The organism is Streptomyces sp. NRRL B-1347 (assembly GCF_000720325.1).
Classification (GTDB): Bacteria; Actinomycetota; Actinomycetes; order Streptomycetales; family Streptomycetaceae; genus Streptomyces.
Genome location: NZ_JOJM01000136.1, coordinates 1 through 8887, shown reverse-complemented (window position 1 = coordinate 8887; position 8887 = coordinate 1). Strand labels below are relative to the sequence as shown.

Sequence of the window (8887 nt, the reverse complement as noted above, 5' to 3'; positions counted from 1 at the left end):
CCAAGATCAAACCAGGAGCCCTCTCAACGCCGGGACACCGGCAACCGCCAACCTGCAGCCCGGCACACCCACCAGCCCCACAGACCTAACCAGTTACCGGTGCTGTTGATCGGGCCCGGCCCGGCGGTCGCCCGGATGCGGCGTAGCAGGGGTGAGTAGATCGAGGGGGGATCGGTGGGCGAGGCAGTGGCCGCGGCGTACGCGGCGCGTTCCATGGGTGTCCAGTCCGCCTTGAGCCGCAGGTCGTAGTCGGCGAGGGGGCCGTTGACGATGCGGTCCCACGAGCGGGGGGTGAAGCCGGTGAGCAGGATGCTGGCCGGCATACCGGGGCGGTACAGGAAGATGCCGCCTCTCTCACGGCGGTAGCGCAGGCCGGGCACGCCGAGAATGCGGTCGCGAGGGTCTGAGAACTCGTCATCGTCGGTCAGGCGCGGGAGGAGGAACTCGGCCCAGTAGTGGATGATGTAGGGCTCGTTGGCGAGCCGGAGTGCGAGCTGGTCTTCACCGGGTCGGACGTGGACGATGCCCAGGGGGTGCTGGGAGAGGCCGCCAATCTTGCAACAGGCGAGGAAGACTGCGGTCTCCAGCTCTGCCTGTTCAGGGTGGTGGGCTGCGGGGATGCGCAGTGGCTGGCCGGGGTTGGTGAGGAAGGTGCAGAGCGCCTGGTGGGATTCGCCGGTGCAGCGGCGGCGATCTTCGGTGAGGGCCAGGGCGGCCTGAGGGGGCATGGCTACTTTTCCGCGCCGGACCGGCCCCCGACGGTGAGCGCTTTGCTGAGGTCGTGCGGACGGGGTCGTGCGCGAATGATGCTTCTGGCCGGTCCTCGGCGAGGGAGCTGCGGGGGCGTCTTCCATCGCGCGGCCGGGCGTTCACGGGGCCCGCGCTGATGACATCCGGCGCACGGCTGAGGGGCAAGGAGGCGCAGCGGCTGACGCTCCGATCGGACCACGTGGCCGCTCTCGCTGCCGAGGCACATGGACAGGCGTCGGTTCTCACGTCCCGGCAGACCCGCGCACCCGTGTTGGCCCACGGCCGCGCACCCGGTGGTGGGACCGGGCCAGCCCGCCTGACCCGGCCCCACCCCACACCCCTTCGCCGCGCCCCGCGCCAGGGTTGCCGCCCGCACAAGCCGGTCAGACCGGATCGGCATGAGCCGCCTTCGTGCAGCGACGGCCGGTTCGCGGCACGATCAGCGCCCGCGCGGCCCTTCGTCTTCGTCACTGCTCGGTTTCAGCAGGGCGTGCAAGCCTTCGGGCGTAGATGAGCCACGACACATGCTCAACCAGCTCATAGGGGACGTCGACCGTGGCACGATACGGGACCAAGCGAGGCTCCTCGGACGAAGCGCGGTGCGTAGAGAACACCAGCGCAACGACCAGGAGCCTTGCCTTGTCACATCACCCTGCTGAGCAGCGCTTTCACCCCTGCGAGACATAGATGAAAACGGCTCAAGGTTCTCCCAATGGCGAGAAATGAGTACCGAGCCAGACGAAAATCTGAATGACCGCGATGGTCGTGAACAACGCCGCGACCCCGAACTCGACCACCAGCCAGCTACCGAGCAGCGAGCTGACCGGAACAGCGGCGAACGGAATGGCACGTTGCAGGCCCACCACCCGGCCGAGGAATTCCGGATCGACCGCGCCCTGCCGATAGGTCCGCCACGGCACGATGAACGTGGACGTCGTCGTGCCGACGATGAACCATTGGCCAGGGTCAGCAGGACCGTGGCCCACAGCAGGGCGCGCTCCCGCACGACCATGCGCAGCGCGGCGACGGAGTCGGGCCTGAGCGAGCGCTTCGCGACCCGCTCGGTGATGAACCCCTGGAACGCGGGGAACGAGAACGGCCGTACGCAGCCCAGCAGAAAGGCCGCCGCCATCACCAGGAAAACCGGTGGGTCGATCAGGCAGAGCACTCCGATCGCGCCGACGATCACCGCGGAAACGACATCGCAGGCGATCATCAATTGCCGCCGGTCGGCCCGGTCGGCGACGACTCCGCTGAACAGTCCGATGACCACGAACGGCACGAACTCCACCGCATAGGTCAACGCCGTCGAGACCGCCGATCCCGTCAACCGGAGCACCAGGACGGGCAAGGCGAAGCGGAATATCCAGTCCCCGCTGCTGGAGATGATGAATGCCACCCGCAACAGCCGCTCGTCCCACCGCTGTTCATCCCGCCGCACCGCGGGCGGCCGGCACTGCGCACAGGCGGCGCGGGCGGAGCGCGTGACACGTAAGCGCCGCCACCCATGCGTGTGCACAGCAATCACGAACCCTCCCCGCGAAGAAAAGGAAAAGAAAACGGAAGCGCGCACGGGTCATCCGCAGCACCCTGGGCGCAAATTCAGAACTACTGTTGACCATTGCGGCAGGGCAGATGGCATCGGCGCAACCAGCATATGCTTCTTTAATTCTAGCCTTCATTGAGCTGTTTTCATCCTGTGTTTCCGCAGATCAGGAAGGTCATTCAAAAGTCGGTAGGTCTTGGGGGAGTTGATCGGTGAATGCGTGATCGGCCCCTTCGGCGTAGCGTGCGAAGTGCCGGCTCCCACGCGCTCGTTCGGGGGGGGGACCGATGTCGTTCCACCGTAGTGCCGGTTTGAGTCCGCATCAGCTGGGTCTGCTGGTCGGGAGGGTGGAGGGTCGGCTCCCGGACTGGGGCCAGGTCCTGGGGCGGCCGCGGGTGCTGCCGTTGTGGAGAGCGGTCGTCCTGCTGTGTTTCCTGCTGCGGCACGATGCGGTCCAGGAGATGGCCGGGGGCTGTTCGGCTGCTCGCAGCCGACGGTCTCCCGGTACGCGGCCGGTGGTGCGCGACAGTCTCCAGCGGCTGAGGTCCGGGATCGCCCGGCTGCCGCGCGGCGAGCCGGTCCTGGCCGACGGGTTCCCCGCCCCGCGCTGGGACGGGAAGGCTGCTGAGCGGCTGTTCTGCGCCAAGCACCGCCGCACGGGCCACAACGTGCAGGTGATGTCGGACCTGCAGGGCCGGCTCCGCGCCGCCGGCAGGCCTCTGCCCGGCGCCCGGCATGATTCCTACGCGTACACGGCCTCCGGGCCGGAGGCCACGGCCGGCAGACATCCCGGCCCCGGCGACTAGGGCTGCCAGGGCACCGGGCTGCTGACCCCGTACAAGAAGACCCTCCACCGTTCACTCACCGACGTAGAGCGGGACAGCAACCGGGCCCACTCCGCCATCCAGTCCCCCGCCGAGCGCTGCATCGGCCACCTGAAGAACCGGAAGGCCCTCGCCGAGGACTACCGCGGTCCCCCCGACCGCTTCCCCGAAACCCTCGACACCGTCATCCAACTCGAACTCCACCGCACCTGGACCACACCATGATCAAATCGCTTTGAATAACCTTCCTGTTCCTCGAAATTCAGAATGAGATTCCGCACTGGATGGCCCAACTGGGCTATGGGTCGGAAGAAATCGACGCCGTACAGCGATACGCCGTCATGCTACAGGACTACACTTACGGGCACGTCGCATGGTCCTCGCGGTCCAGTCGCTACGATCATCAGCTCCTGCGGGCTCCTGGCTGCAGAAAGAAGAATCAGTTCCCGTCGATGTATCCTGAAGTTCTCACCCCGTCACAGCCACTCGACGATGATCACAAGACGATAGGCATCGCTGGCCCTTGCACACTTGGCCCGCCGATCGCCACGTGCAGCCGGCTCCGGTCATCCGAGCAGACGACTTCGGAAATTGACAGCGGTCTTGCTGCCGCGGGTACGGCGCGGACTCTCCGCAGGGACCTCGCACTTGGGGCAGTCGTTGCGTTCTACCGCGTCTGCGGCTTGATCGGGTGTCAGATCCACGCGATCAGTGTTGCAGAAGGTGTCTCGCAGAACACCCGAGTTCTGAGAGGACTTCTGCGAACGGCGACCTGCGGAAACGTGATCGCTTCGGCCGCTGTCGCAGAACTCGCAGAGATGACCATTTGTGAGGTGCCCGGCCAGGGCTGTCTCAGACTGGACGCCGTCCGATCACCACCCCGTTGGCCCCGGCGGCTTCGAAGCGGATGATCTCCGGCTCGTCGAACCCCGCGTCCTTGAGCCATGCCAGGTACTCGTCTTCTGCGTAGTTCCGGCCGCCTGTTGTCTCGGCCAGCATGTTCATTCCCATGAGGGCGGCGTCCAAGGGGCCGGTGCGTTCCGGGTTGACCAGGAGTTCGCTAATCATGACTGCCCCGCCGGGTGGAAGGGCATCTCGGCACTTGCGCAGCAGCATGCGTCCTGTCGCCTCGTCCCAGTCGTGGAGAATCATGCTGAGGAGGATCAGGTCGTGTCCGCCCGGCAGTTCGGCGTCGCGTTGGAAGTCGCCGCTTGCGGTGGCGATGGTCTTGTCCAGGCTGGCGGATGCGATGTTCTGCTTCGCGATCTCGCATGCGGGCGGCAGGTCGTACACAGTCCCGGTCAAGTGGGCGTGGCGCTTGCACAGTTCGATCAGATACGCTCCCGAGCCGCCGCCCACGTCCAGGATCCTTCGGTAGGGGCTGAAGTCGCAGGTGGTGGCGAGGACGGCGGCGGTGGAGGCCGACAGTGAATGCATTCCCCGCCAGATCAGGTCGATCATCTCCGGCTCGAGGTCCGCGAAGGGCGACTCGTGTGAGTCCGGGTCCCAGGTGATGGGCCGGTTGGTGCGCAGGGCCTGCGGCAGCCGGTCCCACGCCACGTACTCCCGCTCGTCGCAGAAGCGTACGACGCCACCGAAGTAGTGCGGCTTGTCCGGCAGTAGGTATGCCTGGGTCATCGGCGAGTTGCGGTATAGGTCACCCGTCTTGTCCAGCAGTCCCAGTGCCGTGCAGGCGGTCAGCAGGACCTCCGCGGGGCGCGGTTTGAGGCCGAGTGCGGTGGCAAGGGTGTTCTTGTCCGCGGGGTGGTCGGCCAACGCCGGGAACAGTCCCAGCTCGACGGCCGAGGCCAGGGTCTTGGAGACCCAGAACCCGGCGGCCATCTGCATCAGCGGAATGGGAGACACTGAGGGCTGGTTAGTGATCGGTGAGGGCTGTGTCACGGGGTCCTCCAGGAGGTGTCGTGAGCCCGCGGGTTCGCTCAGAGCGGGCTCGTCGCAACTGGGCGCTTCGTGTCGTGCGTGACTGCGAGCCCTTTGGCCGTCCGGTCAGCTCCGTGTCTGTGCGGGCCCGCAGCGGCCCGGCTCGCTCTGGGCCTTTGACCAGCGGGAGTGGAAGAGTCCCCAGTGGAGCGCTAAGGGCTGTGGTCAGGCGGTGAGCTGGGTCAGAGCGGTGACCTTGTCGATGTGGACCCGTACGAGGTATTCGCCAGGGACAGCATTGCGTTGGACGAATTCCTCTGCACGGTCGGGGCCTACGTAGCGGGTGGCGAGACGGCGGATGGCGTCGGAGAGTTCGGTGAGGTCTTCGCTGAGGGTGACGTGACCTTGGAGCAGGACGAAAGCGAAGGGCGGCTGGTCATCGTCGACGCAGACGGCGATGCGCTTGTCGAGGCTCAGAGCGCGTCCCTTGACGCTGTGCTTGCCGGTGAAGAACAGCAGGTCCTCGCCATCGGGCACGTACCAGACGGGCACGACGTGGGGGCGGCCGTCTTGGGGGCAGGTGGAGATTTTCGCGGTACGTGCCGGGGCGGCCAGGAAAGCGCGCCATTCCGGTTCGGTCATGGGGCGGGTCATGGGGCTCCTTCGCGGGTGCAGGCCAAGGGAAGGTGGGCGGGGCCTTGGAGGGCTAGGGGCGGGTGCCAAATGGGCGGGGCAGCAGGAGTGATAGTGGCTAGGCGATGGGTGAGCACGGTGATGGCTTCTTCGAGCATGGCGTGGGCGAGGCGTGCGCCAAGGCAGTAGTGGGCACCTGCGCCGAAGCTGAGGCCGGTTCCGGCATTTCTGGCGATGTCGAAGACTCCAGGCTGGTGGTAGAGACCAGGGGCTCGGTTCATGGCGGGGATACACAAGATGATTCGGGTTCCCTGGCGCAGCGGGAGCCCAGCGAGGCTGGTGTCGACGCTGGCGGTGCGACGCAGGAGGCTGATAGCCGGCGTCAGGCGGATGATCTCGTCGACGGCTTGTGGGATGCGTTCGGGGTGTGCGCGCAAGGTGCGCCAATGCTGAGGGTGGCGGGCCAGCAGTTCGAGCCCGCTAGCCAGTTGCAGGCGGGGGGTGTCGATTCCGGCCATGAGGACGGCAGTGATCAGCGCGATGCGTTCCGGTGGGGTGAGCGGATGTGAAGGGGCACGCAGGTCGGCCAGAAGGGTTCCTTCGGGTGCAGGCGGACCGCGGAAGAGCCGGGTGACGTGTGCGTCGAGGCGTTCGTGGGCAGCCAGGCCGGCAGGGACAGCGGTGGGGTCGAACAGGGCGTGTGTCCAGGCGTGGGCGGTGCGGGAGAGGAAGTCGGCGTCTTGATCGGGCAGGCCCAGGGCTGCGCTGATGATGGGGATGGGATAGCGGTCCGTGAGCTGAGTGACCGCGTCGAAGACGGGTTGGGCGGTGGCGGGCAGGAGGCGGGCGACCGTGCGGCGCATGAGAGGGCGCAGCCGGTCGACGGCCGCAGGCTTGAAACTGCGGGCAGCGTATCTGCGGTGCTGGCTGTGGGCGGGTTCTTCCAAGTGGAGGAGCGAGCGCCGACGCCGGGCGATGTAGCGGGGGTCGATGTGGGCGCGCTGAAGGTCGTTGAGGATGCCCTGGGAGTAGTCACGGCTGGTGAGGACCGCGCGGCCGTCAGCGTGTTCGAGCAGAACGACGGAATCGTTCAGACGCACGGCACGGTGGTGTCGGGGGAGCGCGGCGAAGCGCTGCCAGATGGGCCCCTCGGCGTCGGTGAGAAGAGCGTCCGCACAGGGCATCGGGCCGAGAGTGGTCATGTGCCGTCTCCGGCGATACTGCGATAGAGGGGTTGGAAGCTGTTCCAGCCGATGAGGTGATTGCCGATCTGGTCGTGGGTGAGGCGAGCCACCTCGTCGGGGATGAGGCAGAGCGGGCCTGCGGCCAGGGCCAGGAGTTGCGCATGGCAGCAGCGGTCCATCGCGATGAACCACCAGGCGGCCGCGTCAACGGTTTCGGCTACAGTGATCAAATCGTGGTTGCGCAGGATAACCGCCTTGCGGCGGCCGAGGGCCGCCGCGATACGTCGGCCGTCGCTGCCGTCCAGCACGATGCCGGTGTAGTCCTCGAAGAGGGCGTGGTCCTCGAAGAACGGGCAGGCGTCCTGGGTGATGGGGGCGAGTGGGACGCCGAGGGCAGAGAAGGCCCGGCCGTGGATGGAGTGGGTGTGCACCACGCAGATCACGTCGGGCCGGGCCAGGTGGATCTGGATGTGAATGTTGAACGCGCCCAGGTTGATGGGGTGTTCGCCCTCGATGAGTGTTCCCTTCTCATCGACCAGGACCAGATCGTCGACGGTGATGTGCTCGAAGGGCGCCCCCATGGGGTTGGCCCAGTAGGTGCCGGGCTGCATGGGGTCGACGACGGTGACATGTCCGGCCAGACCTTCCTCGTAGCCGAACCGCCCGAACAAGCGGAGCACGGCGGCCAGCCGTTCCTTGCGGTGGCGGCGCTCGTCCGCGGAGTCGTCGAAGACGGGTGGCTGCCGGAAGAGTTCGGGCAGCGGTGGCTGGAGGGCTGCCGGCTGCACCGGAATCGGAGTGGTATCGGTCATGGCGCAACCTTCCTGCGGTCAAGGTGGCCGGCGTCGTATCCGTAGAGCCAGCGCAGGTTCTGCGTCGTCCACCGGGCCGGCAGAGAAGCGTCCCGGGCTTGTTGCCGGGGGCCGTCTGCCAGGTGGAAGGTGTCTGCGTTGGCCCTGGACAGTCGGTGAATCCGGTCGATTCTGGGTTGGCGCAGCTGTTCGTAACGGCGCAGCGCCTGTGCATGATTCTTGGCACGGGCGGTGCGCAGACACGCAGCGAGAACGATCGCGTCTTCGACTGCCTGGTTAGCCGCCTGTGCCATGAACGGAAGCATGGAGTGCGCCGCATCGCCGATCAGGGTGATGTGCCGTCCCGGCCAAGAGGGCAGCATCGGTCTGTCGAACAACGCCCAACTGGTGATCTCGTGGGCCGTCTCCATCATCTGCCGCACTGCAGGGCTCCAGTCGCCGTACGGAGCTGTCATCGTGGGCCGGTCGGCGGGCACCGTCCACTCGGGTGCATGCCAGTGCGGCAGCTGGGCGATCGCGCCGAAGTAGAACCGCCTGCCGGCTTCTACTGGGTAGGCCACCACGTGCCTGCCCGGGCCCATCCACACTCTGACCACCGGCTCATCGAAGCTGGCCGGGAGCTTGCCAGCGTCGATCAGGCCACGATAGATGACGTGCCCGGTGTAGTGCGGGGCGTCTCCTGCCAGAACCGTCCGGACGGTGGAGTGAATACCGTCGGCGCCCACAGCCACATCGGCCTCGCTGACCGAGCCGTCGGCGAGAGCGAGGTGGACACCACGGTCGCCGGGCTCTTTGACGCCCGCGCACGCGGCTCCCAACTGCAGAGTCTCCTCGGGGAGCTGGTCACGCAGCACGCGGTGCAGGTCAGCGCGATGCAGCGTGTAGTAGGGGGCGCCGAACTCTTCGAGCCCGCGACGGCCCAGCGGAAGAGCAGCCAGTTGCCTGTCGTCCTTCCACCGAAGAAATCGCAAGGCTTCGATGTTCACGGCTTCGCGGGACAGTGCATCTCCCATGCCGAGCTCTGTCAGGAGGCGTACTGCATTGGGGGAAATCTGAATGCCGGCGCCAAGGGCACGCAGGTCGGAGGCCTGTTCGAGTACGCGGCACGAGAGGCCAGCTCGCAGGAACGCGACAGCGCACGTCAGCCCGGCTACTCCGGAGCAATGCTCAGGACTTGTGGATCAGGCTCGGGCGGGACGTGAAGGGCGTACCTTCCCGAGTGATCGACCAAGGTCACTGAGTAGGCCCGCGTTGCTG

At 66.7% G+C, this 8887-nt stretch carries 7 protein-coding genes and 2 pseudogenes; 1 reads left to right on the top strand and 8 read right to left on the bottom strand.

Features of this window, described 5'->3' with window-relative positions; translation table 11 throughout:
* Positions 1-23: 23 nt before the first annotated feature.
* The 3 genes and pseudogenes from IG74_RS0143370 to IG74_RS54925 all read right to left on the bottom strand — a co-directional run.
* Positions 24-728: a hypothetical protein gene (locus tag IG74_RS0143370; RefSeq protein WP_030689049.1), complete on the bottom strand. Its 705-nt coding sequence runs from the start codon at positions 726-728 to the stop codon at positions 24-26.
* Between the two features lie 720 nt (positions 729-1448).
* Complete coding sequence (locus IG74_RS53965; protein ID WP_030689046.1) at positions 1449-1736, bottom strand: hypothetical protein; 288 nt, start codon at positions 1734-1736, stop codon at positions 1449-1451.
* A gap of 110 nt (positions 1737-1846) precedes the next feature.
* Positions 1847-2149 (bottom strand): annotated as a pseudogene (locus tag IG74_RS54925) (MFS transporter); the annotation flags it as partial.
* A 665-nt stretch (positions 2150-2814) separates the two neighbouring features.
* Here IG74_RS54925 and IG74_RS48505 point away from each other — a divergent pair.
* Positions 2815-3102, top strand: a complete 288-nt coding sequence (locus IG74_RS48505) for a hypothetical protein (RefSeq protein WP_158858070.1) — start codon at positions 2815-2817, stop codon at positions 3100-3102.
* An 870-nt stretch (positions 3103-3972) separates the two neighbouring features.
* On the opposite strand, the gene IG74_RS0143350 is transcribed toward IG74_RS48505, so the two are convergent.
* From IG74_RS0143350 to IG74_RS0143330, 5 genes and pseudogenes are all read right to left on the bottom strand, one after another.
* Positions 3973-4968, bottom strand: a complete 996-nt coding sequence (locus IG74_RS0143350) for a methyltransferase (protein WP_030689042.1) — start codon at positions 4966-4968, stop codon at positions 3973-3975.
* Between the two features lie 258 nt (positions 4969-5226).
* Complete coding sequence (locus IG74_RS0143345; RefSeq protein ID WP_030689040.1) at positions 5227-5655, bottom strand: PPOX class F420-dependent oxidoreductase; 429 nt, start codon at positions 5653-5655, stop codon at positions 5227-5229.
* The gene (locus IG74_RS0143340) at positions 5652-6836 is read right to left on the bottom strand and encodes a cytochrome P450 (RefSeq protein ID WP_030689038.1); all 1185 of its coding nucleotides are present in this window, start codon (positions 6834-6836) and stop codon (positions 5652-5654) included. Before IG74_RS0143340 ends, IG74_RS0143345 begins: the two co-directional genes overlap by 4 nt.
* Complete coding sequence (locus IG74_RS0143335) at positions 6833-7630, bottom strand: class II aldolase/adducin family protein (protein ID WP_037827202.1); 798 nt, start codon at positions 7628-7630, stop codon at positions 6833-6835. The genes IG74_RS0143340 and IG74_RS0143335 overlap by 4 nt, the downstream gene beginning before the upstream one ends.
* Positions 7627-8778 (bottom strand): annotated as a pseudogene (locus IG74_RS0143330) (FAD-dependent monooxygenase); the annotation flags it as partial. The gene IG74_RS0143335 and the pseudogene IG74_RS0143330, both read right to left, overlap by 4 nt.
* Between the last annotated feature and the right edge of the window lie 109 nt (positions 8779-8887).

What these genes read in the sequence shown, in the direction of transcription:
- IG74_RS0143335 (WP_037827202.1), bottom strand. Translation starts at nt 7,630, where the DNA reads ATGACCGATACCACTCCGATTCCGGTGCAGCCGGCAGCCCTCCAGCCA.
- IG74_RS0143350 (WP_030689042.1), bottom strand. Translation starts at nt 4,968, where the DNA reads ATGCAGATGGCCGCCGGGTTCTGGGTCTCCAAGACCCTGGCCTCGGCC.
- IG74_RS0143370 (WP_030689049.1), bottom strand. Translation starts at nt 728, where the DNA reads ATGCCCCCTCAGGCCGCCCTGGCCCTCACCGAAGATCGCCGCCGCTGC.
- IG74_RS0143340 (WP_030689038.1), bottom strand. Translation starts at nt 6,836, where the DNA reads ATGACCACTCTCGGCCCGATGCCCTGTGCGGACGCTCTTCTCACCGAC.
- IG74_RS0143345 (WP_030689040.1), bottom strand. Translation starts at nt 5,655, where the DNA reads ATGACCCGCCCCATGACCGAACCGGAATGGCGCGCTTTCCTGGCCGCC.